This window comes from Bacillus sp. FSL R9-9410 (assembly GCF_038050385.1).
GTDB classification, from domain to species: Bacteria; Bacillota; Bacilli; order Bacillales; family Bacillaceae_G; genus Bacillus_A; species Bacillus_A cereus_U.
In genome coordinates, this window is the sequence record NZ_JBBOTV010000003.1 from 294,337 (window position 1) to 320,600 (window position 26,264).

Here is a 26,264-nt window from a genome sequence, read left to right on the forward strand (position 1 = left end):
GAGTCATTTGTACATTTTAAAAATCCTCATGAATTGCTCCTTATGGGACAAGCAATATAGCTTGTCCTGTTTTCATGTTTAGAATATGCCTCTTTTATTAATATTAGCTTAAAATATAGGTATAGCGACATAGCTATCAACGTAGGTTTTTAATCTATTCCTAAAGAGGAAGAAGTAAATATCACGCACAAGGATTAGTTGCTTGATATATAGATTAACCAACAGGTCGTAAGTACCAACATTCATGCAAGTATTAGTACATGGCGCTGAACAAGCTCTTGATCAAATGAAATATGAAATCGCCCAAGAATTTGGTGTACAGCTTGGTGCAGATGCAACAGCTCGTGCAAACGGTTCTGTTGGTGATGAAATCACAAAACTTCTAGTAGTAATGGCTGAACAACAACTTGGCGGTGGAGTTAATTGTTTGATTAAAAAAATGTTTTAGACTATAGAAAAAAGTATTAGACTATTAAAAAATAGTTGTAGACTGAAAATATGCTTTCTGTACCTGAAGGAGAATGTGTTGGACGAGATGATTGGCGGAGTTGGAAGGATAGCAGAGTATAAGAAAACCACCTGTGATGGCGGTCAATTTTTAACGTAGTAATGGAGTTCATGTAATCATCTAAAAAGTGCATCTTAACGAGGCGCATTAAAATATGTCGTTTTAATTTAACGCTTTTATGATGTCATCTACAAATATTTTATCGATTTCATGTCCTTGGTTTGTTTGTTCTGAATCCACAATCATTCCTTGTGATTTCTCTTTGTCAATCCACAAATAGTATGTTTGAGTTGTTCCACTTAAAAAGTGAACATTTACTTTGAAATTTGGCTTTTGTGTACTAGATGCATTTGAAGGTGTATCAAAGTTTGTAGTTTCAATAGCGTGTACGAATGCTCCAACATCAAATTGCTTTACGAATATGTAGGTCTTATCCCCCTCAACTTCAATAAATTCAACAGATTTATTTTCTATGGAGTTCACTCCTTCACCATCCTTCGCTGTTTTATGAAGTATAATACCATCTTCTGACTGGGAGCAATCTCTTAGCATATATACCAGACCATGTGTTTCTTGAGGAGTAACCAGCTTATTGCATACATCTTTGCTGTAGTTAGAATTGTATTTATGAGTAAAAGTGAATTTTTCGTCTTTATAAGTTACAGTGTTTAGCGCTGGTACTTTTGCTTCATCGTCATATAAATAATTTTTAATTTTTATTTCGTCATTTTTCCTATCTTTAACATTTTGAGAAAATGTTTCAAATCGTTCTAGGTTTCTAGACTTTTCTTTAGGTATGTGTATAACAATCTCATTTTTGTTCGCTACAGTCGATGATCCCTCATTGTTATTATCACATGCAGCTAAAGAAGCGAGTGATAAGCATAATGCTCCAACAATTAATGTTTTCTTCAAATTGAGTTCCTCCCTAAAATATATTATAAATTTAATTATAGCAATAATTCGCTATTTTCCCTAAAAAACTTAGCGCTTCGAATAGGTTTCGTTTAGAACACCTATCTCTATATCATGTGATGAATTTTAATGTTTGTGAATGCTTATGATGAATATTAGTCCTTCTAGTAGGAACTGAATTTATGCCGTATATTTCATTATCGGTCGTAATTGTGAAATAGCAACTATTTAGTCTAATACTTTATTTTAATAAAAACTCTCTTTAAGAAATGAACTTTAGCAAGCAGTCTACATCTTTATTTAATTAAATTAGAAAAATAAGAATTGAGAAATCTAATTAGACCAACGATATTTAGTCTAAAGCATTTTTTAAAATGAACATTAATCGCTAACTTTAAATATGCATGGATAAAAAGGAGAGACACATCGTCTCTCCTTTTTTAAAATTGTAATTTATTAAGGAATAAATTACTTTTCAATTCTTCATTCAGTTTTTATCTATAAGAGCAAGCTCTTTTTTCATTATGATCTTTAGTATGTAGCGTTACTAAAAATATTATCCTCTAGACAATTTTCATAAATTTCCGTAAATAAGATAGATTTTTAAAAAATAGATAGTAAATAAGCCTAGATTCACTGATAAAAAGGATCAAAAGGGGAGGGAATTATTTTTATGGAACGATAGAGCATTTCAGATACCGTTACACATTTATAATCATTGTTGTTTAAATACCTCATGATACTTTCTAATGCCTTAACTGTCTGAGATGTCTGAGAAAATTCACTACCATTCCAATCATGGAGTAAAATGATATTACCAGGTTTAACACCTTTGGTTATATATTTAGAAATTTTGCTAGCTGCTGGATTTCTCCAATCTTGAGGATCCTGATGCCATGACCATAGAATAATAAGCTTCCCATTTTTTATAGCTGTATTAATAATTAAATCATTGTGAAGGCCTCCGACTGGACGATAGAGAGTTGGTTTATAGCCAGTAATTTGCTTGATAATTTCATCCGTTTGATCTAATTCTGCAGTTAATTTAGCAGCGGTAATATTTTTATCATAAATATGATTATAAGTATGATTAGCAATTTCGTGTCCTTCTTTTACTTGCCTTTTTAAAATTGCAGGAAATCTTTTAACTTTATTACCTGCTACGAAAAAGGTTGCTTTCGCATTGTATTTAGCTAGAATATCAAGTATTTGAGGGGTAAAAACAAGATGAGGCCCATCATCAAATGTTATTGCAACTATTTTTTCCTTTGTATTTACTTCCCAAATTACCTTCCCTGTTTTTTCATACTCCTTACGACTATCTGTAAAAGCATATATGGGTATTTGTGTGTAACAAAAAGAAACGATTAAAAGAATGTGGACTATCCAATTTTTTTTCACGAATAATACACTCCTATGAGATACAAGTAGGTTTAGTTTATGGAGTTATTATCAAATTATTTAATAAGAAATTAAAAAGTGGAAAGAGGAAATTGGCAAGGGTTGAAGGTTAGAACTATCATTTTCTCATCAGTTGAGGGTTCAATTTTATATTGGCGCTATTCATCGTATACACTTTCCTTTAATGGCACACTTCTCATATTTTAAATCCTCTACTTTTTGATTAACCATTTTACCATATCTCGGTTGCCACCACTTAACGTACAGGGGATTATCCAAAAATGTGTCCAAATTGTGTCTAAACGTACAATTTTCTTTTTTTGATATGGTGACCCATATCCATCAAGCTAGTATTTTGAAGTGTCCCCAAAACGAAAATTTTATTATTTTACAGTTATTTATGAGAATTTAGCTCGATTTTTTCGTTTTGAGGAACAACCAATTTCTTAACTTGATGGGCATACGACAGAACCCCAGATATATAAATCTAACTATGATAAGACCTCTGCAAAAAATCTGAAGATTACTGCGTTTTATTGATTATACTGAGGCTCATCTTGTTGAACCTCCTGAACACGTGGTTCTAAAGAATCAATAATTGTCTGCGCTTGCTGAGCTGCATTTTGATACAGTTGTTTTGCTTGCTGATTGTCAGTATCAAGAACAAATCCTTCTAAACATGCTTGAGCACTTTTTAATCCAGAAATAGTTTGCTTAAGCTTAGTAATTACTGTCATAATTAAATTCCTCCTTATAATTATGAATTCACTATTTAGAATAGCTATTTTCTACTAAAAATATGATTTCTAAATCTTGGTTATCTTTATAGAAGGGGTAGTGCCACACAGCCATCAACTTAAGAATTTTATTATGCCCCAAAACAAAAAAATGTACATTTTCTCCTGGAGATGACAATTTTTTCGTTTTGGGGTATTTGCTTTTCTTAGCTTGATGGTGATGGGGTACCGCCACATACCCATCAACTTAAGGAAAGTAAAAGGCTCCAAATGAGCTGACTTCTCAGGGCAACTAACTGTAGAGAAAGAAAATTTTTATTTAGAGGGTATATTAAAACCTTAGGTTGATGGCCATGCGATGCTGCCCAAATCCATCCTGTTAATACAATACCAGTTGCTAATGCCTCCAACTACTAGTTTTTTGAATATAAAAATTCCCCCTTCATGGTAATTATGTAGTGCGATTTTTGGTTAAATGTTAGAGTAAGCTATAATTTAAAATAAATGAATGCTTTTGAAGGAGAAAGGAACAAATATGAAAGTAACAAGGGAAATGCTACATCAAATGCTCGATCAGGTAAGTGATTGTAATTTACATAGAATATATGATTTGCTTCAATCTGTTTTAGATGGAGATGAATATATAACTGATTCTGAAAAGTTAGAGGTAAGTGAAGCAAGGCAGCGAATAAACAGTGGTGAATTCGTTTCATTAGAATCTATAATTAAAGAGTGTAAAGAGAAGGAATAAAGTAAATTTATGCTCCACCTAATCAACACATATTACTTCATAATGCACTTAATAATTATGTAATTTTTATATACTTATTTGATTAATTAATTTAACAGTAAAATAGGAGTTATTATGAAAAAGAAAGAAGAAGAATATTATATACATGTGTATACGCTAAAGGACAAAACTACGAAGTCCATTAAAATAGAGCCATGGCGTTCATTTAAACAAGAGAAGAATGTTTTAGGTATTACGGACAGTGATATTTTCCAAATTCAAATGGTATTATACGATCCGAACAAAGGCAATAAGAAAAAATAAAAGTAAGATGGCAGAAGAAACGTCTATCTTGCTTTTATTTTTTCTAAATATGTAAAGAAAGTCTTGTCTTTTTAAAATTGTATCGCTATAATATAAATGTAATACGATTTAACAATAAAATAAAAAATTAATCAGTTCGCATATAAGAGAAGACCTCAATATGCGCCATGTCCTTAGGGGACGTGTGCGTGTATTGGGGTCTTTTTGCGTTTTGCGAGCAAAACACCCGGAGGTGCAGGAATTATGTTGAATTGGTTGTCTGCAAAACTTATGACAACATCAGTAGGAGATTTCTTACTGGCAAAAAGTAGTTTTACGAGTGGTATTGGAAAAGGTAGTGGTGCGAATGCCCAAACCGTTCAAAATAGCATGAATACCCTTGTAAAAACATTGATTGGTTTTGGTGGTATTTGGGTAGTTGCTTGTGTTGTATTCGCAAGTATTAAACTATCAGGTGCACAAGGGAAAAACCCGGAAAACCGTACACAAGCTATGCTTGGTTTGGCTTGTGCGGCAATTGGAGGCTTTATCATGATCAAAGCGTACGACATCGCTTCTTGGGTTACAACAATCTAACATAAGAGTTTGTACAAGCTCTCCTCTATTTGGGGAGAGCTTCTCTTATACAAAGGAGGAAACAGAATGAGAAAAGTAACTGTTCCTGTTGATATGACTTCGGAACAAAAAACACTGTTAGGTGTGCTGAGCAAACGCCAATTGATTTATCTATTAGGTGGCGGGGCATCTCTTTATTTATATGTACCATTCTTTTGGCAGCTATTTGCACCTATTGATGCGGTGGTAGCATTTTTTATTTGCTTAATTTTAGCAATACCAACGGTAGTAGGTGTAATAGCGTTTGCGTTTATTTATAAAGAAAAACAACACATGTATCTAGATAAGTTTTTACTTATTAAAATGCGTAGCCGTTCCGAAAAAGGGAAATGGAGAAAAGGATACGAGACAACTACATGGGCAAAGGAGAATTTATAAATGTTAGAAATGATATATTTTGCGGCGATAGCCATTGTAGGATTTTTCTTTTATCGGAAAATGAACGGGAAACCGCTGTTTGGGTCTAAAAAAAAGGGGAAAAACCAGGGCGGGATAGAGAAACACATTGCTGAAAAAGGCGGAAAGAAAAATAAAAAGAATATGCCTCCTGAATCAGAAGTTGATGAGGATAATGTTGATTTCTTTAGCGCTTTTGTAGAAGACATTAAGGAAATTGACAATCATATGATTCGGTATCATGATGACACATTTGTCCTAATCGCGGAAGCGCATCCAGTAAACTATTACTTACTTTCCAACATGGAACAAGAAGCAATTGATATCAAAATTGAATCATGGTTAACAACATTAGAGTTTAATACAAAAGTATATATCCAAAGTAAATTTGTAGATTTAACAGATCCTGTACGAAAAATGACAGAAACGATGAAAGGTGCGAAGGACCTTACACCAGAGACAGTACTATATGGTCAAGAAGTTATCGATAACTTAGAGTACTGGCAACGTTCGCAGCCTCGATATGAGCAAAAGCGTTATTTAATTTACCCATACAAGGTGGATATTAGTACGATTACAGCTGATACAGAGGAAGAATTGGAAGAAAAGATTGTAGATAAAGCGTTTAACGAATTATATCGTCGTTATAATGCTTCGCGAAATTTATTATCAAAAGCAAAAATTAATGTAGAAATGTTAACGAAAGATAAATTGATAGAACTCTTATACGTAGCGTTTAATCGTCGTAAAGCTGTGAAAGCACGTTTCCAAGATTTAATTGAAAATGAAAACTTCTCTCTGTATTCAACAGGTGAAACAAATGAGAGAAAACTAGAGTTAATAAAGAAAGTTCTAGCAGAAGAAAAAGCTGAAAAATCAAATAATGAGGTGGCGTAAATATGAAGTTGTTTGGAAAGAAGAAAAAAGAAAAAAAGAAATTAGAAGCAGAAAAAACAGATGAATTAGAGCTAGAGGAGGAAGAGCAGGAGCAAGAAGAGGTACCCACTCAATTAGATAATCAAACAACCGTGTTTGATGTCATTGCCCCAGAAGGCATGAAAATTGATGCAGAAGACTATGGGGTGATTAAGCAGTCTTTAGGAAGTAATACCTTCTTCCGTCCGTTTTATATTCCACGTGATGGATACCCTCGTATGATGCAAACCAATTGGTTGAACATGTTAACTTCAGCTGGGGAAGTCGATGTCATGATTGATATTCATAAAGAGCCAAAAGCGAAAGCGATGCGATCGTTAGATATGCAGCTAACGATGTTACGTTCAAACCTTTCTTTCCAACGCACACGAGGAAACATTGACCAAGAAAAAGACTTAGATGCAAAAATTCAAGATACAAACAATTTAATGGATGAAATTCAATTTAATGAGAATGACTCCTATATGGTGAGTACGATGGCTGTTGCGTATGCAGAATCAAAGAAAGAATTAGACGTTTTATGTGAGTACCTTGAGGATGAAATGCAAGCATCACACTTTAAGATAGCAAGTACTTGGAATCGTGTGAAAAGTGGTTTGAAAGCGGTTATGCCACTAGGTGCACCAAACACTTTGCAAGATACATATCGAAATATCGATAGACGAGCCTTATGTACATTTGCACCGTTTGTGTCAGGATCCGGAAGATTTAATGGTGGTATACCAATAGGAAAGAACAAAATTACTGGGCAAATAGAATTTTTAAATTCGTTCGGGAATGCAGATTATCGCCCACCAAATTATAACATTGGTGTGACGGGGATCTCAGGTTCCGGGAAAAGTTTACTTTTAAAGATGAAGTTAGCTCGTGAAACGTCACTTGCAGATACACATGCAATGATTATCGACCCAGAGGGAGGTACGACATGTTCTTAAGTGAAAAGCTTAAGCATTGTTGAACATAATAGCTCAACAATGAACTGCTATTTCGAGAAGTCAAATGATGGGGTAACGCCCTGAAGGGCTTCCTTTGATACTCCGACATGCAAGCGAGTTAGCAAGAACTCAAATGTATGAAGTTCGGTGAAGTCGGCTGAGAGTTACCGTAAACTCCTAACGGAGTTCGAAAGTCGTTCAGAGATGAATGATGTAACCTATAGGCCGGAAGTCTATAAATCACCTATGGTTAGAATGCACAACTTAATCAACAGGGAACTTTGATTAGTGCAGACGAATCTCCGATGGTACGGGTCTATAACGGGAGGGATGTCGAAAGGCTCTCAGACACAATCTAGTGTCGCTACTGTGGATTAGTAAAAATCGCCTTTATGAAAATCCATATATCGTTACAGGCGATATCAAGGTAGCAGGCTTATAGGAGAAACCTAAGGGTGTATGTACAGATAGGAATAGCGGAACATGGTAAGCTGTCAACGCCGAGGGCTTGCATCCCTATGACACGTTTCTAGGGAAATCTACAGAGAGATTATCTGTTAGTATAACCTAGATTTATGACAGTGAAGGTGGTGGCACAGTACCGATGAAGCGTGTAATGAACGCCGAGGGATAGCCACTAGTCAATCGAAGACTGACTGTTACTAACGGTTTATACATGGTTTCGAGTAAGACTAAGAGATGTAATTCTCCATAAGCTAGGAGGTTACAGCCCATGTTGAAGAAAACCAAGTTAAGACACAACGAATATTACGACATGCAAAAGATATATGACGAATTGTATTCAAACAGTCTTAACGGTAACAACTTTTACAAATTAATTGAAATTATCGGTTCTAAAAGAAATATACGATTGGCATATCGTAACATTAAAACCAATAAGGGAAGTAAAACAGCTGGTACTGACGGTCTTACAATCCAAGATATATGGCATTTAAACGATGACCAAGTAGTTCTTGAAGTAAGGAGAAGATTGAAGAATTATAAACCACAACCAGTAAGAAGAGTATTTATCCCTAAAGAAGGTTCTGATAAGAAAAGACCCTTAGGTATCCCGACAATATGGGATCGACTTGTACAACAGTCTATTCTTCAAGTTCTAGAACCAATTTGTGAAGCAAAATTTCATCCTCATAGTTATGGATTTCGTCCAAATAGGAGCACTCATCATGCGTTTAGCAGGATGGTAAGCTTAATGAATGTTGGAAGACAGCATTACTGTGTTGATATTGATATCAAAGGTTTCTTTGATAACGTTGTACATGGGAAATTGTTAAAACAAATGTGGGCTCTCGGGATTAGAGACAAATCTCTTCTAAGTATCATTTCTAAGATATTGAAATCTGAAATTATAGGTGAAGGTATCCCAAACAAAGGAACACCGCAAGGTGGTATTATCTCACCACTTTTATCCAACATAGTGTTAAATGAACTGGATTGGTGGATAAGTAGTCAATGGGAAACCTATAAGCCTCATAGGGCAACTTCTATAGGGTTCAGACAATACGCAAGGAAATATACCAAACTAAAAACTGGGTATATCGTTGGATATGCAGATGATTTCAAAATCATGTGTCGCACCTATCAAGAAGCAAAACGGTTTTATCATGCGACAGCTGATTTTCTTAAATCTCGACTAGGATTAGAGATAAACGAAGAAAAATCAAGTGTGGTTAATCTTAAAAAGACTTCTTCGAACTTCTTAGGTTTCAAGCTCAAAGCTGTTAAGCAAAATAAAGCTAAATGGGGTTATATTGCAAAAACATCAATGAGCGATAAAGCTATCTCAAAAACTACAAGAATACTCAAACAAAGGATTAAAGAGATACAACAAGAGACAACATCCAAAGCAGTACAAAGATTTAATACTACCCTTATAGGAATTCAAAATTATTATAGATATGCCACCACAATATACATCGATTTAGATAATATAAACTACATTCTCTTAAAGTCTATTAAAACCAGACTCAAAATGAATGCGACGATAATAAAGTTTAATCAAACTAGTGCTTTGTTCAAGAAAAAGACAAAAGGTATAAGACCTAATAGCAAAATATATTCAATACAGGATACACCCCTATTACCGATTAGAGGAGTACATCATAAGAATCCATGGAACTTTAGTCAAAGCATCTGCAACTATACTATTGCAGGCCGAAATAAAGTACATAGCAGTCTCAAAGCTATACCTAAGGATGTTCTTACACAAGTGATGAATAACTACTCTAAACATAGGAGTATTGAGTACAATGATAACCGTATCTCAAAATATATAGCGCAATACGGTAAATGTTATATCACGAATGAGCCGATTGGAATTGACCGCGTTCACTGTCATCATGTGAAGCCAATATCTCATGGTGGGACAGATAAGTATTCTAATCTAGTGATATTAGATATTTTCATTCACAGGCTTACTCATATAACAAATAAAGATAAAATTGCTAAATACCTTCGGTATTTTAATTTGAACAAAAAGCAAATAGAGAAATTAAACTTTCTTAGAGTAGCTTCTGGTAATGAACCGATAAATTAATAAGTCAGTTGGAAATGATGGAACGCCGTATGAGGTGAAAATCTCACGTACGGTGTGAAGTGGGGGAAAAGGTGGAGATTGTATCAAAACCTTACCTATCACTACAATTCGTAAAAATTACAAAACGTCTAGGCGGTATTAACTTAAATATTTCACCAGAAAGTAATATCATTATTAACCCTTGTGCAATCGCGGTAACAGAACTTCAGATTACAGATAAAGATGAAGAATTAGAAGCACTTGAACAATATGATAAGAAAGAACTCATAGAACGTGATGGAGTGAAGTATGTAAGATTCGTACCAATTTTAGAGAAAATTAATGAAATACTAGGATTCTTTGACATTATTATTCGCGGACAAGATTTTGATCAACCAGGATTAAATGTATTCCAACGTACGATGCTGGAAGATGCGATTCGCGAAGTGTTTGATAAACATGGTATTATTTCTCACCCTTCATCTTTATATACAGATGAAGTGAAAAAGGTGGATGGACAATTAATTCAATCTCAAGTGAGAAAGCCAGAGCCAGAGTTAAAAGAAATCTACGATGTATTAGTAGAACATCATGGAGAAGATGTGAAAGCAGAAGAGTTAATTGCGGCAATTCGTCCATTCCTACGTGATGGTTCAAAACCATTATTTGATGGGCAAAGTCATTTTGGACGTGGTGTGGAAACGCAGTTAAATGAGTCACGTGTTGTTAACTTCAACATTAGTCATTTAGAGGAAGGGTTTTTAAAACCAATCGCCTTCCACGTTATTTTGAACTATATTTGGGAGCATTGGATTAAGAGTCCAGAACACGCTATCAAACGAAAAGTTTTATATGTGGATGAGATGTGGCAGTTTATCGACTATGAACAAACAGTTAACTTCTTAGAAAAAGTAGCACGCCGCTCTCGTAAGAGAAATGCAGGTATGTGTTGGGCAAGTCAGGACTTTGTTCGTATTTTAGAAAATGTAAAAGCACGTGGTATCTTGCAATCCACTTTCTCTTATTTCTTCTTAGAACAAAATAAGATCGATAAGAAAAAGATCCAAGAGAACTTTAACTTAACTGCTGGGGAGCTTGATATTATTCTCAACAACCCAGGAAAAGGAGAAGGAATCTTCCGTGTAGGAGATAGTTCGGTTTGGATTCAAACAGATCCATCAGATAAAGAAATGATGTTCATTGAATCGAATGAAGCAGTACTACAAGAGCTTTTAAATAATATGAAGAAAGTACAAGGATACGCAGGGTAATAGCGTACCTTTGAAAAGGAAGGTGAAATTATGCTTGAGAAAATAATAGATTGGGTCGGGGGACTCATTATTAATTTAGTCAAAACTTTTCTTGGTCCGATTTACGGATTTATGGATACTATCCCTGTCCTAGTTTTTAGTGATGCCGATTCAAATTTAAGTTTTTTATTTTCAAAGAATGCGGTTACTAACGTGCTAGATACCGGTATGCCCGTCATGTTTAAATTTGTTGCTTTTTGTGTCCTCGTCAGTGTAGTGATTACGGCAGCAAAATATTCAGCGACAGCTATCAATCCGAATAATCGGACAGCATTAATTGAGTATGCGAAAGATTTAATGATTATCTCGATTTGCCTCTGGCATTTAGACTTCTTTTATAATTTTATATTCGATCTAAATACTTGGATTACATTGGAGTTTAAAGAGGCGATAAATGGAGTGAATAATGGTAATTTTAAGCCGGATGAACAAGTACCTTTATTAAAGTCGGGAATGTCTGACAATAAGACTATTACAGAGCTTTCAATGGAAGGCCATAAAAACGATTATATGTTTATTATATTTGGTTTGTTTATTGAAGCTGGATTAATGGTTTGGGCAAATTTTTATTATTTAATGCGCGCTGTGACACTGTACGTATTAATGTTAATGGGTCCTGTAATGGTAGGAATGTGGTTATTTCCACAAAAGAAACAACAGACGTTATACTGGATTCGAGAATTTATGGGGGCAGTATTAATTCAAGCGATTCACGCAATTACCCTATGGCTCGTTATTACACTTATTGGGGATGCAAAAAATCCTATTATAAAATTAATATTGCTTGCCATGTTTATCCCAGTTGGTGAAATTGTGAAGAGTTTTATTGGCCTTAGCACAAATGCCTCCGCTGGTATTAATAGAGCGGGTACAATGCTAGGAATGGGTGCTTTAGCAAGTGTGGCTGGGCTGGTTAAAGGTGTTCGTGATGACCACCGTAATTCGAAAGCGAAACCTAATGATAAAGGGAATAAAGAAGAGACAAAAGAGGATGCAGATAATCCCAAAAATGTATTAGGTGCGAATTTAGGGACAGATGTAGGTACAACATCTCGTGCAGCTCGCATGTTAAAAGCAGGGCAAATTGGAAGTTCAATTGGTAAAGCGGCTGGTGGACTTGCAGGTATGGCAACAGGAGCTGGGCTTGGACCAGAAGGAATGGCAATAGGGACATTGGCTGGCAGTAAAGCGGGCGGATTTACTGGTGCGGTTACTGGAAGATCTGCTGCTACAGTAGGCGAAGGAGCTGTAGCCTTAGGAAAACATATTGGTTCAAGTGTGAAGAAGGGTACAGATACTTATAATGGGTTAAATAGTGAATCTTATCCAGAACTAACGGATGAAGATATTGCACAGGATTTAGCTACAAAAGATTTTGAATCTTGGAAGGCAGATAATTCGGATTCTGCAGTTGCTAGTCGATTAAAACAAGCATTCCCTGGTGCTTCTGATGCAGAGATTGCTAAAAAAGTAGCGAAAACAAATAGCGATCAAATGTCTCATTTCAAAAATCAACGTAAACAAGATTTGCAAAATATGAAGAAAAACGCTACACCATATGGAAATGCTAGAGATTTAGTCAATGCTGCGACTAACGCATTCCAAAAGGGATATGAGGCTGATCATAAAGACGCGTTTATGAGTCAACTGCCAGAAAATATGTCGGCGGAAGAAAAAGAGAAAAAATGGAACGGCCATCTTAATTCAAAAGTACAAGGGTTTAGAAATCATGCAGAACAAGCGGCAATAAAAGCGGGGGCTATGCCTGTTGATACATTGGCTTCTCAATTTGCACTTGGAAAAGCAGTTGAAGGGGTAAAGGGAGAAACACTAGAGGGTGGTCATCAAAACATGGGACAAGTAGACTCTCTTGTTGGGGCGTCCACTGCTGCATTTAAAAAGGCGTATGATGCAGATCATAAGGCTGGATTTATGAAGCAATTTTCTGCAGGTGTACCACAACAAGAAAAAGAGGCGGCATGGAACAAGCATTTGAGTCAGGAAGTCCAAGGATTTAAAAATCATGCACAGAAAGCTGCCGAACAAGCAGGGATTGTACAACAAAAAGATGGGACTAGCTATGCCAATAAGGAAGCTTTTGCTTCTCAGTTATCACAACAATTACAAAGCAATCCAAATAAGCAAGGAAATAACTTGTTTGATAAGTCCTATGTGAATAAAGATGCTTTTGCTTCTCAACTTGCATTAGGAAAAGTCGGAAAAGCAGTTGAAGGAGTAAAAGGAGAAACGTTAGAAAGTGGCCATCAAAATATGGGACAAGTTGGTGCTCTTGTCGGTGCTTCTACTGCTGCATTTAAAAAGGCGTATAGTGCAGATCATAAGGCTGGATTCATGAAGCAATTTCCTGCAGATGTACCACAACAAGAAAAAGAAGCGGCATGGAACAAGCATTTAGGCCACAAAGTACAAGGGTTCGAAAATCATGCCCAAAAAGCTTCGGAGCAAGCAGGTATTGTTCAGCAAAAAGATGGAACAAAATTTGCGAATAAGGAAGCATTCGCTTCTCAGTTATCACAACAGTTACAAAATAATCCAAACTTAAATGCAATGGGTGTATCCAGTACTGCGGGCATTCAAAAGGCAGTCAATGGCGTGAAAACACATGGTTTGACAAGTGGATATGGAAGCCAGAATGCAAAACAAGTAAGTAATGTTGGGAACCTGGTACAAGCTTCTACGGAATCCTTTAAACAAGGGTATGCAGGGGAGAACAGGGCAAACTTTATGAAAAACTTGTCTCCAACCATGGCTCAACCGCAAAAAGAGCAAGTTTGGCAGACACATCTAAACCAAAAAGGAAGTGAATTTAAAGCAGTAGCCCAGCAAGCAGCAGTACAAACTGGAGCGATGCCAGTGCAAGCAAAAGATGCGAGTGGTAAGAGTCTACATGCCCAGTCGTATATCAATAAGGATGCTTTTGCTTCGCAATTAACGAAAGGTTTACAGAGTCATGCAACCCTTGGGACAGTGAGCCAACAAGTAAGCTCTGGGATTACAAGTTCTATTCAAGGAGTTAGATCACACGGTGTTGCTGCAGGTGGTGCAATCAATAAAGCTGTGTATGCAGCTACACAAACGCAAGCGATTATGGCGAGTGCAGGAAATCTTTCCGTTTCTGAAATTCAACGTTCGTATGCAGATGCGTCTGCAGGTGTAGCAAGTATTGCACAAAGTGCTGGCAAAATGTCTATCCCAACTTCAGCTGTGGGACGTATGACACAGCAAAGTACGAAGATTGGCATGAGTGTGATGGAAGGTGTCAAACATTTTATGCCTACAAATGCACTAGAGAATGTTTCAAAAGCATACTTTAATGCGTCAAGTGCTGTTCAGCAGGCAGGAGGGAATGCTGTACAAAAAGCGATAAGTGGTACTGCTGCAGCTGTTCATACCTCATTGGGAAGTAATGCAGCAGAACGCCATTACAATGTTACAAAAGGATTAAGCTATGCAGCAGGTGTAATCGGTGGTGCAGGCGCTTATCAAGCTACTTCAAGGATGGTAAGTAAACACAATCCCTATAACAAAGCTGTTCAAACAGAAGCAAAAGAAATTCAAGAGATTCAGAGTATGGTTCCAACAACAACAGACCATACAGGAACGCAATCTGTTGCCAAAGGGGCTGTACGTTTAGTTACGACGAATAACAAGTCATGGATTGAAGCAAAAGATTCCAGTGGGCAGACACAAGTTGTATCTCGTTATGGTAGTGGAGATAGTAGCATTCGTTCCGGACAAATGGTATATCAAGATTTAAATATTGCAGACGGGCAGTTGACACAGTACCGAAATGGTATGAAAGCTTCTCCAGCATATATACAAGATTCAAGTGGTGGGAAAATTAGTATAAATCGCTCGATTAATACTAATCCAAATCAATTGGTAGGAAATCAAAATCCAAGACCAATACAACAAAAATCAGTAATGAGCGAACCGCCAATCACTGTGAATCATAAAGTAGACAATGGGAATTTCTACATGTCCGATTTAGACCAGGGTGGATATAAGAATGTACAAATGGTCGTAGAAAGAGACCGTAGTTATATGGTAGCCACTACAACAGATGGTACGGTTTCACGTATCTCACCATTCGGAAAAGGAGATACACGTTTACAAACAAACCAAAGAATTGAAAGAAATTGTGAAGTAAAAGATAGTAGCATTAAACCAAGAGAAGAAATTTTGGTTACACACACACAAGACGAAGCCGTACGTGCAGAGACACACCTGAATTTATCAGAATATGATCCGCAAAATCTGATTCCATTTGCGCCAAACCCACGTTTAGCACAACGAAAAAGACGAAATCATGAGCATGGAAAGTATGGTGTGACAAGTCTATGAGTCAGAACCCAAACGATCCAAATGAACAGAAAAAAAGCAATCCCTTAAAAGATGTAGCGTCTCACTTTATCAAGAAAAAAGGGATGCAAGCTCGCGGGAAAATGGCAAAATTGGCAGGAAAAGCAGGAAGGGCGGCAGCGAAAGCTGCTGCCAAACTGCTAAAAAAGGCAACACTTAAAATTGTAGGGTCAATATTAGCCGCGGTTGGATTACCTGCAGCTATCATTATGTCGCTGATTATTGTGGTGTGTGTCATTTTAGCATCATTTGTACCATTTACAAAAGATGAAAGTAAAACAGAAGAACAAGTGAAAAAGTATATGGAAGTAGCGATGGCTTTAAATGTGGATTGGAAAGAGGTTGTCGCTTTTGACATGGCGCGTTATGATAATGACCTCACCGATAAAGATCCACATGATGCGATTTCTTATTTTTTGGATATCCAATATGAAGAATATACGGAAAAAGAGGTATGCGAGGCAGGACCTAACGGTCCTTGTGAAAAAAAGAAAAAGGAGATGCAAAAAACAAAATCTGAGAGTTACTCCGGACCAGATGTAAAAAAGATTTTAGGAGATACAGATTTTAAGAAAAAAATAGATGAGATTAATGCTAGTGGTAGTAAAAAGGTGACAACCTCTTCTCATGGGCTAGAGAAAGCGATGGAACTTGCAAAATTTAGTGAGAGTCAAAAAGATCGTGCGCGTGAGATATTAGCTGCAGGGATGTTAGAGGGAATGTATGGACATCTAGCCCCAACTGGTGGATTTATCGGGGGCATGTGCGTAGGTTCTGTTAGTCCTGGTGGAGAGCCTGTTAATATCAATGAAAAAGTAACAGGTTATCTTCCCAAAATTAAAGAGATGGCAGAAAAACATGGTGTCGCTGAATATGTTGGTATTCTGGCAGCTCAAATGATGCAGGAATCAGCTGGAGCAGGTAAGGACCCGATGCAATCATCAGAGGGACATTATGGAGACTTGAGTCCATCTTGTATAGGTGTAAAAGGAAATGCTCGAATGGGGTGTATTACAGATCCGAATATTTCTATTGAAGCAGGAGTACTGGAATTTAAAGATGTGCTAGGGCAAGCGAATGGTGACGTCGCTCTCGCCTTACAGTCATATAATTTTGGGAGTGGTTTTATTAGCTATGCATTAGCAAAAGGTGGTTATTCAGAGGAAACAGCCATTGAATTCTCAAGAAGTAAGGCACATTTAAATCCGGGTGGTTGCTCTGATCCTAATAACTTCCGAACCAAAGTGGGAGCGTGTTACGGGGATTTTGTGCGCCCATAAGGGGGCAAGGAAAAACGGTGATTGCAAACCGTTAGGTTAACCTTAAATGACCTAGTATTACTTGGTTTACCTTGGAGGGAAACTGAAGGGGGACAACAGCATGCCAAGAAAGCCGTAAGTTGGCTAAGCATCAAGCCACGACTGAACGGCAAGATATAAAGTACGAATAAGGATAAAAGCTAGACTGCTTGAACGATAGCACAAGGGAGGCCACCGTAACTAATCTCGGAAGATGCTTACGAACGAGATTTAACAGATGTCATGAGGATAGTGTATGTCATCCTACATGAATAAGGTCATCTGTTGCCCACTTCTATATAGAAGAAACGTGTGAACGTCGTATCCGAAATCGTACGTGCAAGTTCCTTGTCTACTAAATGGGGATTGCCTACGTCAGAATGCCAAAATGGCTATTAAGGATAACTTCAAGACCCAACAGTCAAGAAGTATGGCTTATGAATATCTGATATGGCAACGGAGCCTTCATAGTAGTCAGAGCTAGGGAAAGCCTAGTACAAGGCGAAGGAAGGCAGTCTGTTAGCTTATTACCAAATTGGGGAGGTGCGAAAGGCACTATGCAATGTCCAAAAGTAGTATTAAGCAATCTGCGAAAGAAGAGTCTCGATAAAAAGTATCAATATACAAGACTCTATCGAAATCTTTACAATCCAGATTTCTTTTTACTGGCATACAATAATTTAAGTAAAAACGATGGTGCATTAACTATGGGAGTAGACCAAAGGTCTATTGATGGATTTTCTATGGAAGAAGTAGAACAGCTTATTGAAGTGTTGAAAAACAAGAGTTATCAACCCTACCCGTCCAAAAGAGTCTATATACCGAAGAAAAATGGTAAGAAAAGACCTCTAGGAATACCCAGCTTCTGTGACAAATTAGTGCAAGAAGTTATTCGCATGATTTTAGAAGCAATCTATGAACCGAATTTTTCTAATTCCTCACACGCGTACCGGAAAAATAAAAGTTGTCATAGCGCTCTATTAGAAATAAAGCGTACTTTTACAGGAAGTAAATGGTTCATAGAAGGAGACATTCGGGGTTTCTTTGATAACATTGAACATCATACTTTAATGGGGATTCTGCGAAGAAAAATTTCCGATGAAAATTTCATAGAACTCATTTGGAAGTTCTTACGTGCGGGGTATTTAGACGAGTGGAAGTTTCACAACACATATAGTGGAGCTCCACAAGGTGGTATTATAAGCCCGATACTCTCAAATATTTACCTTAATGAATTGGACGTATATATGGAATCTTTTAAGAATAGCTTCAATCAAGGAAAGAGACGAAAGAAAAATCCTGAATATGAAAACGTACGAAGTAAAATGCGTAGGCTTGAGAAGAAAATTGATAATACCAATGAACAAGAAGACTCTGATAGTATCGAAAACTGGAAGCAAGAAGTGAAGGTACTGAAGAAAAAACTAACACAAATGCCTTACAGCGATCAAATGGACAATGAATATAGAAGACTTACTTATGTAAGATATGCAGATGACTTCTTGATAGGAATCATCGGTTCAAAAGAGGATGCCCAATACGTAAAAGAAGAAATAGCAAAATTTCTAAAAGATAAGTTGAAATTGGAACTGTCCATGGAAAAAACGTTAATAACAAATGCATCAAATAAACAAGCCCAGTTTCTTGGATATGAAATCAAGATATTCAAAAGCCAAGCAATTCGTACGGATAAATTAGGTAGAAAAATAAGAGTGTTAAATGGCAAAGTCCAATTAAAAATGCCACATAAAGCATGGGTAAATAAGTTGCAAAAATACCAAGCCATCCAAATGAGTGCCAACGGCACTTGGAAGCCTAAACCAAGAAATTACTTTCAACGAAATGAAGACTTAGAGATTGTTTCCCAGTATAACAGTGAAATACGTGGATTGTATAACTATTATCGACTAGCCGAGAACGTGAGTAATCATATGCATAGGTTCGCTTACTTCATGTTTTATTCGATGTTGAAAACATTCGCTACGAAATATAAAAAGCGTACCAAACATATTCGGAAAAAGTATATGAAAAATGGACGCTTTACAGTGGAATATGAAACAAAAAGAGGAATAAAACAAATCCACTTTATCGAGCGCAATTTTCCGAGAATAAACGGAATTTCTAAAGAGCTAACAGATGTTGTGCAAAATACTAGATACACAATGAGTACAACAAGGCTCTCAGACCGAATAAAAGCGGAAACGTGCGAATCATGTGGACGAAGCAATACAACCATACACATGCATCACGTTAAAAGGTTGAAAAACCTTCGGGAAAAGTCGAATAAATCATATCTCGAACAACAAATGATAGCGAGAAATCGTAAAACAATCGCTCTTTGTAAAGAGTGTCATTTAAAAAGACACAAAGGCGAGATATAAAATGCAGATGACAGATGGAGAGCCGGATACATGGAGACATGTAAGTCCGGTTCGGAGAGGAGCATTTGGAAACCTATCACAGAAACGTGGAAAGGCGCTGGGTGCTTACTCTACACGTACGTTACTAAAGTTTTGAAATTTTACAAAGATTTAGGATGTGTAGCGTCTGGAGATGGAGAATGGGTGTCTGATAAAGGTTGGAAATGGCCAACGAAATCAGGTCGTATTACAGATACATTTGATGCGGTTCGTGGTGGAAAGCAACATAATGCTGTTGATATTGGGGCCATGACTGCTGGAAAAGCGGGAGACCCCGTATGGTCAATGGAAGCAGGTATTGTAACGGCCCAAACAGGAAATGTAAATGGTGGTGGTCTAGGTGTCTATGTAGACCATGGAAACGGTATTGTATCCCGTTACTTACATTTGAGTAAAATATCAGTTGCACCAGGAACCTTGGTGACGAAAGGACAAATCATTGGAGAGATGGGTGGCTCTAACTATGACAAAAATACTGGTTTCCTGAATATGGCGGGCTATGCTGTTCATTTAGATTTCCAAATTCGTATTAACGACCAACCAACGGATCCAATGAAATTCTTTAAGAAAAATGATGATCCAGGACTATCATCTGGTGGTTCACCTATTATGATGAATGACAAACGACAAAAAGTATTAGCAGAAGCAAAAAAATGGCTTGGTCAAGGAAAAGTGAGATATGTATTAGGGAATCGTAATCCACCGGGTGGCACTTCAGATTGCTCAGGATTTACGCAGTATGTCTTTCGAACAAGTGTAGGTGTGCAACTTGGAGATTGGACAGGTGCTCAAGTTGGACAAGGAAAACAAGTACCAGACATCAATCATGCACAACCAGGAGACCTCATCTTCTATGAAAACCCAGGACACGTTGCAATTTATATGGGGAACCAGAAAATGATTCATATTGGTGATGATAAGGGTGTACAAATTACAGGTCTAAACTATACGGCAAGAGGACAACATATGACTCAAATCCGTAATGTTATAGACTGATAAGGGATGAGAGAAGATGAAGAAAGTAATCAATATTTTGTCCAATATACCTCGTAAGTACGTGGTGGTATTGGGGGTCATAGTTTTAGTGCTAGGTGTAGCTACCTATAATACCATTCATCGTTACATGATGAAATCACAAGTACAAGAGGAAGAACAAGTAAATCAAGATGAAATAGAGATGCTTGGAGATAAGCCAAAGGGATTTGATACAAAAGAAGAGGAATATATCGCGAAAACAAAAACAGTAGAAGACTTACTACGAAAAATATCTTCCAGTAGTTATGATGTACCGTATTTGTTTTCAAAAGCTGGATTCGGTATTGAACCGATGAATATGACAAGTAATGAGCGCATGCTTGCTACAGAAGCTGTACAACGATATTTCCTGCATGGAGATAAATTCTATAATGCTCGTATTACAAAAATAGAACGCGGAAAAAAAGTAGATACGTACCACATTGAAGTTCAAATTCAACAAGTGAATTTCCTTGAACCACGTCAATTTAAATTGCAAGTAAATCAATATGCACAAATTGTAACACCAATTGAACAAATTCCGCACGGGCAAGAAGAAGTACCAGTGGATTAAGAGGAAAATGAGGGTTGTGGAAGAAAAAACACAACCCTTTCTAAAAAAATAAAGAGTACCCTAAAAACATTTATTGAATATTCATAATTTTCCGATATAATAAAACCATAGCTAAATGAAATCTATATATATAACTGATTTGAAATAGATATGGAGGAAATAAAAAATGAGAATGTTAATTGGAACCGCAGCGAACTTTGTTTTGGGATATTCTGTTGGAAGAGGGTCAGGATTATTAGGTACACTGTTTGGATGGACTTTGTTTTTGGGTGGAGGATATCTGTTAGTAGAGAATTGGGATGCTATCACGGTTTGGATGCATAGTTTAAATATAGTGCGAGGTTTAGACGGTTATGAAGACATGAGCAATGGGTTCATCTTTGTATGCTTGGTAGTAAGTGCTGTTATCTTTATGCTGTTGTTACCTATTTTCGCAATTGTATTGATAGTGGGTTTAATATTCATGAATATTGTAGTTTGTACGCTTGTATTGTTAACAACACCAAGTACATACACAAAAAAGAAAAATGAGGAGAGTGAATGGGAATGAGTACAATTTTAGTTTTAGGTGGGTCAAATGGTAGAACGTTAGAAAAACTAGCGAAAAAAAGAGATTGTCAGGTGATTTTTCATGACGGAAAGAATCATGGTGGCGTAAAGAAGACTTTTCGTAGTGTCATTAAAAAATGTGATGTCATTGTCGTGCAGAAAGGTGCATGTGGCCATGTATCTATTGATGTAGCAAAGGAATACGCAAAGAAGTATGATGTCCCGCTTTTATTTAATCAAGGGTTTGGTGGAACGGGTGCGTTAGAAATAGGTTTAAAGCACCTGCAAGCAGCGTGAGATTGGTAGGAAAAGAATATTATAATTTATAAATCATTTAATTTTTATATAATGATTAGATTTTAATAATATACAATTTGAAGTTTGTAAAAAAAGGAGGGGTTAAATTGAAGACTCGAAAATGTAAAAAATGCAACGGAACTGGAATGAAATTTGAAAAAACATGTTCAATACGAGGATTCAAAATATATGAGTTTAGAGAGAAAGCACCTTGTACTAAATGCTTTGGTAAAGGTGTTAAATAGAACAAAGTTGTTATTTAGTAGAATGTCATCAAGTTTGAATTTTGTTAAAAAAGGAGAGATTGAAATGATTGAAACAATAATAGTGAAATGGTATTGCAAACATTGTGATTCTTTTAACCGTACAGAGGTACGTGCGAAAGGGAACGTTAACGATGAACATTATCATGGTTTTTGCAAAAAATGTAATGAGCAACATTATGTAGTTATGTCAGTTCAATTAGAAGCAATGCAACCTATAGAAGAAAACTAAACCAAAGCGTTATTTGAGTATAAGAGGATTATGGATTGCATTAAGAGAAAAAGGTGAAGGATGATATGAATAATAGTAATATACATAAATCGGGTTATGTCATTTTCATTTACTTTGTTATGACTCAATTTGTAGGAATTATAGGAGTACAATTACTGGCTAAGACAGGTTGGTATGATATTCAGGGGAATCAGCAACAAGCGATTCAAGAGATCCTTGTACATTGGGAGTTAATAGGGTTTCTGCTTACACTAGGAATCATATTTCTTGTATATAAGAAAGAATGGATTAAAGAACCTAGGCTATCAATCAAATTATCGAAAGCCACATGGGGGTGGATTCTTGCTGGAATCGTATTCGTTTTTCTTGCACAGATGATTGGTAGCTTTTTAGATAAAAGTTTATTCCAGTTGTCTACGCAATCAGAAAATACATCTAGTACAGTCGCAGCTGCAGTGATATCACCAATTGCGATTGTATCAATTGTAATTCTTGCCCCATTAGTAGAGGAACTGGTATTTCGATATGCAACCATGAATATTTTAATGAAGAAGTTTAAAGAAACAGGGAGTATCGTAATCAGTGCATTGTTCTTTGCAATAATGCATTTTGATTTCCCATTTATATTTGGGTATTTCTGTATTGGGGTTGTATTAGCCTTCGTATATAGACGTTCAAATCAATTATTAGTTTCTTATATTGTTCACGCGGTGATGAACTTCATAGTATTGATGTTGCAAATAATTCAAATATGAGTAAATGAAAAAGACATGCCAAAGTAAAAAGTGATATTATCCCCTTAAGGTAGACAGTGTAAAAAGACCATGAACAAACATGGATGTTACACTTCTACTTGGAGGGGATTTTATTATGGCTAAAAAAGGGTCTACATTTCAAACTTATTCAAATGAATTAAAGATACAAGCTGTAGAAAGTTTTTTAAATGGTGAGGGTAGTCAATCAGCTATAGCGAAGAAATATGGACTTAAAAGTAGAACGCAATTAATAGAGTGGGTTAGGAAATATCAAGAAACAGGCGGTATTTCAGACTCACGGGGAAAAAGTAGTGGTAATAAGGGCCTCAAAAACCCCTTGAAAGGTCGTCCTCGTACGAGATTCGATAGTATGGAATACTACAAGGCACAGGTGGCGTACTTAAAAAAGCAGTATCCAAATCTGTAGGAGGTGTCCTTGCTCAAACGACGAAGTACGAGATTATTGAAGAACTACGTTCTCGATATAAAGTAATCTGGCTTGTCGTCATTGCTCAGTTAAATCTATAAATGGCGTTCAACACGTACGCAAAGAAAATTACGTTTTTCAAAGGATGATACACTGCGTGAACAAATTCAAGCGATTCACATAAAACACAAGGAATATGGCTATCCTCGTATGACAATTGCCTTACGAGAAGAGGGCTTTTTAGTGAATCACAAAAAAGTATGTAGACTTATGCAAGAGCTTCAAATTCAATCGATCATCCGTAAAAAGCGTCGCTTTTTTAAAGGGAAATCCTCAAAGATTTTCCCAAATGTAGTAGAACGCCAATTCCAAAATCGCAAACAAAATGAGGTATTTGTCACAGACATCACTTACTTGCCATTCAAAGATAATTTTCTCTATTTATCGGTCGTCCAAGACATTTACAATAATGAAATTGTTGCCTGGAAACTCTCACATCGCAATGATCTACAACTTGTTCTCGATACACTTGATTTAGCAACAAAAAAAAGAGATGTGTATGGAACCATCATCCACTCGGATCAAGGATTCCAATACAGATCTCATGCTTATCATCGTACGCTTCAACAGCTAGGTGCCATCGGCAGCCACTCTCGCAAAGGAAACTGCCATGACAATGCTTGTATTGAATCATTCTTTTCTCATTTTAAATCTGAAATGTTTTATCTCAATTATTATCAAACAAAAGAAGAATTGATTCAAGCAATTGAAACATACATCTATCATTATAACTACAAACGATTCCAAAAACGACTCAATCATCGAGCTCCGATTGAATATCGAATCTCAATGGCTGCTTAGTCTTTTTTTAAAGCTGTCTACTTGACGGGGATAAGACCATTTCATAATCAGGAATAGCTACTCTACCAAAAATAAAGTCGGCTTGTACATATTTTGTTTGGAAGTGTATCATAATTTGGAATTGAACAGTCCGTGTAAGTTCTATGCCTCTATTAAATGATCCTCGTAACATAACTTTGCCGAACTAATCGCCACTTAACCTCCTAACGGTTCTAATCAATTAAGCTATCCCTGTAGAGGGATAGCTCCGTTTCTAAGATTTAGTCCTGCGTTAACATCCCTATCGTTATGTGTACTGCAAGAAGGGCAATCACATTCACGAAGATTAAGATGTTTAACGTCTTTATTTTGGTAAATGCAATTCGAACATAGCTGACTAGAAATAAACGTTTTTGATATAACTACATCTTGCTTCCCGTACCATTTTCTTTTTTAATTGAGTAAGCTCGTCAGAGAAAAAATGATACGTTAATCCTTTCCCCGCTTCTTTATAAGTATGATTCCACATAGCAAGAAAACGATTAAATACAAAACGACTGCAACCAATGTTTCTCACAATTAAGGCTTCTTATTCTTGATTCTAGTAAAAACGAAAAAACGTAGACTTATGCCTACCGACATTCATCTTCCACCTAAAATTGGTGTTTCACATCTTCACATTTTTAGGGAAGGAGTCTTCTGTCGGAAAAAGATAACAGTAACCTTTGCACCAGAACTGTTTGTATTGCGTATTAAAATTCCTCTATTAATATATTTAAAGCTTTTGACTTTATCCTTTCATATTCCATAGCTTCAGCAAGTTCGTTAGCAAGTAATGGTGATTTTCTGACGTATTTTTCACGAATCACATCATACAATTCGTATGGAAATAACATATCAATAAACATAATTTTCTTCTGCTCTGCTGTTAAAGGGGAAACTGACTCATATGCGTTAATCATAATTTGAAATTGGTCTGCATTCCAAACACCAGTTGTATCTAGTAGGGGAATAATCATTTTACGCAAGTCTCGAATAGGGAGATCGTAAGAAACTGTATCTAAATCAATTACCCAAATTTGATTGCTTGGATCTAATAAGGAATTTCCTGTTCCATAATCTTGATGACATAAATTGGGGAATGTTTGTAATTCATCAGTCCATTTTGTATATTCAGATTCCAATAGTCTTTGGTGTGTATGTTTTGCTTCTAAAATGAAAGCATCAATTTCAGCCAAATACAATTGTGAAAATGGGTCATCCGGCATAGTTGCGGATAAATTTTTCCAAATCTCCATCTGCTGAAATCTTTTAATGTAATGATTGGGCCAACGTCCCAGTTTTGTGAAGATAGGTATGCCTGGTGGCGGTTTGTAGCCAATAGAAGCTACATGAAAATCTGCTAACCCTTTCATAATCATTTCAAGGTCTTCTTGCATTGTAAGCTCAAACGGTCTTCCCTCAATCCACTCATAAACAACAAATAAAAATGGACCGTTTTTTGTATATAACTGATTCACTTTGCTTGGAATTATGCTCGGAACACGCATGCCTTTTTTGGCAAGATAATCTTGAGCGTGAATGGAAAATAAAGCCTTTTTTTCAGGGCGATGAATTCTCTTTAAGCAAAATGGTCCATCTGTAGTATGAATTTTCCATACTAAGGCTAGTTGTCCACCTTGTATTAATTCGATTGTAGTCGCTTGAATGTCCCAATGTTGAATCATTGTCTCTGCCAATGCTACTAATTTTTGCTCCTCTTCGGGCGATAATGTATACACCGCTTCTTCATTATGATTCTCCACATATACCACCATCCTTTTATACTCTCTTATTACTGTATGGTGCATGACCATTTTTGCTCTAGCC

Annotated in this window: 18 protein-coding genes and 7 pseudogenes; 19 read left to right on the top strand and 6 right to left on the bottom strand. The window is 36.4% G+C overall.

Annotation, left to right across the window (positions count from 1 at the left end):
- The first annotated feature begins 244 nt into the window (after positions 1-244).
- Positions 245-448 carry an alpha/beta-type small acid-soluble spore protein gene (locus MKX77_RS28155; RefSeq protein WP_341308447.1) on the top strand — a complete coding sequence of 68 codons (204 nt, stop codon included), beginning with the start codon at positions 245-247 and terminating at the stop codon, positions 446-448.
- A 222-nt stretch (positions 449-670) separates the two neighbouring features.
- Here MKX77_RS28155 and MKX77_RS28160 read toward each other — a convergent pair whose 3' ends face one another.
- The 3 genes from MKX77_RS28160 to MKX77_RS28170 form a co-directional block, all read right to left on the bottom strand.
- Complete coding sequence (locus MKX77_RS28160) at positions 671-1,423, bottom strand: DUF4362 domain-containing protein (protein WP_341308448.1); 753 nt, start codon at positions 1,421-1,423, stop codon at positions 671-673.
- Positions 1,424-2,056: 633 nt separating this feature from the next.
- Positions 2,057-2,824 carry a polysaccharide deacetylase family protein gene (locus MKX77_RS28165; protein WP_341308449.1) on the bottom strand — a complete coding sequence of 256 codons (768 nt, stop codon included), beginning with the start codon at positions 2,822-2,824 and terminating at the stop codon, positions 2,057-2,059.
- Positions 2,825-3,357: 533 nt separating this feature from the next.
- Positions 3,358-3,561 (bottom strand): DUF1657 domain-containing protein, encoded by a 204-nt coding sequence (locus MKX77_RS28170; protein WP_341308450.1) that lies wholly within the window; start codon positions 3,559-3,561, stop codon positions 3,358-3,360.
- A gap of 535 nt (positions 3,562-4,096) precedes the next feature.
- Here MKX77_RS28170 and MKX77_RS28175 point away from each other — a divergent pair.
- The 18 genes and pseudogenes from MKX77_RS28175 to MKX77_RS28260 all read left to right on the top strand — a co-directional run bounded on the left by MKX77_RS28175 (position 4,097) and on the right by MKX77_RS28260 (position 24,416).
- Positions 4,097-4,312 carry a hypothetical protein gene (locus MKX77_RS28175; protein WP_341308451.1) on the top strand — a complete coding sequence of 72 codons (216 nt, stop codon included), beginning with the start codon at positions 4,097-4,099 and terminating at the stop codon, positions 4,310-4,312.
- 114 nt (positions 4,313-4,426) lie between these two features.
- A complete protein-coding gene (locus tag MKX77_RS28180) occupies positions 4,427-4,615 on the top strand; it encodes a hypothetical protein (RefSeq protein WP_341308452.1) in 189 nt (62 codons plus the stop codon).
- A 160-nt stretch (positions 4,616-4,775) separates the two neighbouring features.
- A pseudogene (locus MKX77_RS28185) lies at positions 4,776-5,191 on the top strand (hypothetical protein).
- Between the two features lie 66 nt (positions 5,192-5,257).
- A complete protein-coding gene (locus MKX77_RS28190; protein WP_341308453.1) occupies positions 5,258-5,608 on the top strand; it encodes a PrgI family protein in 351 nt (116 codons plus the stop codon).
- Positions 5,609-6,523 (top strand): hypothetical protein, encoded by a 915-nt coding sequence (locus tag MKX77_RS28195; protein ID WP_341308454.1) that lies wholly within the window; start codon positions 5,609-5,611, stop codon positions 6,521-6,523.
- A 2-nt stretch (positions 6,524-6,525) separates the two neighbouring features.
- Positions 6,526-7,479: pseudogene (locus tag MKX77_RS28200) on the top strand (VirB4 family type IV secretion system protein); the annotation flags it as partial.
- Between the two features lie 751 nt (positions 7,480-8,230).
- Positions 8,231-10,054: a group II intron reverse transcriptase/maturase gene (ltrA, locus tag MKX77_RS28205; RefSeq protein WP_341308455.1), complete on the top strand. Its 1,824-nt coding sequence runs from the start codon at positions 8,231-8,233 to the stop codon at positions 10,052-10,054.
- 104 nt (positions 10,055-10,158) lie between these two features.
- Positions 10,159-11,304, top strand: a pseudogene (locus MKX77_RS28210) (VirB4 family type IV secretion system protein); the annotation flags it as partial.
- 30 nt (positions 11,305-11,334) lie between these two features.
- The gene (locus tag MKX77_RS28215; RefSeq protein ID WP_341308456.1) at positions 11,335-15,708 is read left to right on the top strand and encodes a type IV secretion system protein; all 4,374 of its coding nucleotides are present in this window, start codon (positions 11,335-11,337) and stop codon (positions 15,706-15,708) included.
- A pseudogene (locus MKX77_RS28220) lies at positions 15,705-16,994 on the top strand (lysozyme family protein); the annotation flags it as partial. The gene MKX77_RS28215 and the pseudogene MKX77_RS28220, both read left to right, overlap by 4 nt.
- Positions 16,995-17,581: 587 nt before the next feature.
- Complete coding sequence (locus tag MKX77_RS28225) at positions 17,582-19,405, top strand: reverse transcriptase domain-containing protein (protein WP_341306235.1); 1,824 nt, start codon at positions 17,582-17,584, stop codon at positions 19,403-19,405.
- A 111-nt stretch (positions 19,406-19,516) separates the two neighbouring features.
- Positions 19,517-20,440, top strand: a pseudogene (locus MKX77_RS28230) (NlpC/P60 family protein); the annotation flags it as partial.
- 16 nt (positions 20,441-20,456) lie between these two features.
- Positions 20,457-21,032 (top strand): hypothetical protein, encoded by a 576-nt coding sequence (locus MKX77_RS28235; RefSeq protein ID WP_341308457.1) that lies wholly within the window; start codon positions 20,457-20,459, stop codon positions 21,030-21,032.
- Positions 21,033-21,198: 166 nt separating this feature from the next.
- On the top strand, positions 21,199-21,582 hold the full coding sequence (locus MKX77_RS28240; protein WP_341308458.1) for a hypothetical protein: 384 nt from the start codon (positions 21,199-21,201) through the stop codon (positions 21,580-21,582).
- A complete protein-coding gene (locus MKX77_RS28245) occupies positions 21,573-21,878 on the top strand; it encodes a DUF2325 domain-containing protein (protein ID WP_001996254.1) in 306 nt (101 codons plus the stop codon). The genes MKX77_RS28240 and MKX77_RS28245 overlap by 10 nt, the downstream gene beginning before the upstream one ends.
- Before the next feature lie 309 nt (positions 21,879-22,187).
- On the top strand, positions 22,188-22,373 hold the full coding sequence (locus MKX77_RS28250) for a hypothetical protein (RefSeq protein WP_098900610.1): 186 nt from the start codon (positions 22,188-22,190) through the stop codon (positions 22,371-22,373).
- A 65-nt stretch (positions 22,374-22,438) separates the two neighbouring features.
- The gene (locus MKX77_RS28255; RefSeq protein ID WP_341308459.1) at positions 22,439-23,128 is read left to right on the top strand and encodes a CPBP family intramembrane glutamic endopeptidase; all 690 of its coding nucleotides are present in this window, start codon (positions 22,439-22,441) and stop codon (positions 23,126-23,128) included.
- Between the two features lie 115 nt (positions 23,129-23,243).
- Positions 23,244-24,416 (top strand): annotated as a pseudogene (locus MKX77_RS28260) (IS3 family transposase).
- Positions 24,417-24,641: 225 nt separating this feature from the next.
- On the opposite strand, the pseudogene MKX77_RS28265 reads toward MKX77_RS28260, so the two are convergent.
- From MKX77_RS28265 to MKX77_RS28275, 3 genes and pseudogenes are all read right to left on the bottom strand, one after another.
- Positions 24,642-24,848: pseudogene (locus MKX77_RS28265) on the bottom strand (zinc ribbon domain-containing protein); the annotation flags it as partial.
- Positions 24,793-24,972 (bottom strand): helix-turn-helix domain-containing protein, encoded by a 180-nt coding sequence (locus MKX77_RS30785; protein ID WP_445819129.1) that lies wholly within the window; start codon positions 24,970-24,972, stop codon positions 24,793-24,795. The pseudogene MKX77_RS28265 and the gene MKX77_RS30785, both read right to left, overlap by 56 nt.
- 175 nt (positions 24,973-25,147) lie before the next feature.
- Positions 25,148-26,251: a CotS family spore coat protein gene (locus MKX77_RS28275; protein ID WP_341308564.1), complete on the bottom strand. Its 1,104-nt coding sequence runs from the start codon at positions 26,249-26,251 to the stop codon at positions 25,148-25,150.
- Positions 26,252-26,264: the final 13 nt, after the last annotated feature.